The organism is Staphylococcus sp. EG-SA-2 (assembly GCF_017152085.1).
Map to the genome: position 1 here is coordinate 1 of NZ_JACYHC010000774.1, position 1,432 is coordinate 1,432.

General features: G+C 32.8%; 1 protein-coding gene and 1 other annotated feature. The gene reads left to right on the forward strand.

Features of this window, described 5'->3' with window-relative positions; genetic code table 11:
* Positions 1-37: 37 nt before the first annotated feature.
* Positions 38-407 (reverse strand) — a binding site (T-box leader).
* A gap of 228 nt (positions 408-635) precedes the next feature.
* A partial coding sequence (locus IDG60_RS14040) for a ParB/RepB/Spo0J family partition protein (RefSeq protein WP_206160814.1) occupies positions 636-1,432 on the forward strand: 797 nt, incomplete at its 3' end.

The following is a 1,432-nucleotide window of genomic DNA, read 5'->3' on the forward strand; positions in this document are numbered from 1 at the left end:
AAAAAGCTTCCGTCCTTCGTACCCGAATGAATCGGATAAAAAGGACGAAAGCTTATGTTTCGCGGTACCACCTTTATTTGTTATTCCATCGCTGAAATAACCTTATTCAGTACGCATTAAAAGTAAATATGCTTACTGAACAATTATCACAATTAAAGTCAGTAAGTAAGGATATAGTAATGTGCTATCCCATACTTATTAACAAAAAATCGTGCGTAAAGAATCCAGTACGCCATTTAACATCAATGTTAATACTGTATCGCTATAACGGGCGAACCCGTAGACACCTCATATTGGCATCAACACTCCAAGGCCATTTTCAAACACGCTTTCAAAATCTTCTCTCAGCTACTAAAGACTCTCTGTATAAGCAGGGTGTGTTTTACTTTCCTCTTTATTGTGTTTACGTTTCATTAAACTATTATAAGATATTAATTAGCTTACAGAGTAAAAAAAGATTTGTCAACAATTATTCAGAAAATTTTGATTTAAAAGTTAATTTGTTTGTGAAATTGTAATTGGTATCTTGAAGTTGAAAAATGAATTATTTTTTAAATAAAGTGTGGTTAATGGTTGTCTGACTCATTTAGAATACATAAAATATATTTAACTGTTGTTATCAAATAAAAAGTGATGTGAGTGAATTGTCAAAAAGTGAAGATCAACGTATTACTAAAACAAAAGATGAACAAATTAAGCAAATAGATATATCGGATATCAAACCGAATCCGTATCAGCCCCGAAAAACTTTCGATGAAAATCATTTAAATGATTTGGCAGATTCAATTAAGCAATATGGAATTTTGCAACCAATTGTGCTTAGAAAAACAGTTCAAGGTTATTACATTGTAGTTGGTGAAAGAAGGTTTAGAGCTTCGAAAATTGCTGGTCTAAAATACGTATCAGCGATTATCAAAGATTTAACAGATGAAGATATGATGGAACTGGCGGTCATCGAAAATTTACAACGAGAAGACTTAAATGCGATTGAAGAAGCTGAAAGTTATCAACGTTTGATGACAGATTTGAAAATTACACAACAAGAAGTAGCGAAGCGATTGAGTAAGTCGCGCCCGTATATAGCGAATATGTTGAGGTTATTACATTTGCCGAAAAAGATTGCTGACATGGTAAAAGATGGGCGACTGACAAGTGCACATGGACGAACGTTATTGGCAATTAAAGATGAACAACAAATGCTTAGGTTAGCGAAACGGGTTGTTAAAGAAAAGTGGAGTGTTAGATATTTAGAAAACCATGTTAATGAATTAAAAAATGTTTCGTCAAAGTCGGAAACAGACAAAGTAGATATAACTAAGCCTAAATTTATAAAGCAACAAGAACGACAGTTGCGAGAACAGTATGGTACCAAAGTAGATATATCAATAAAAAAATCGGTTGGTAAAATCTCATTTGAGTTTGATTCACAAGA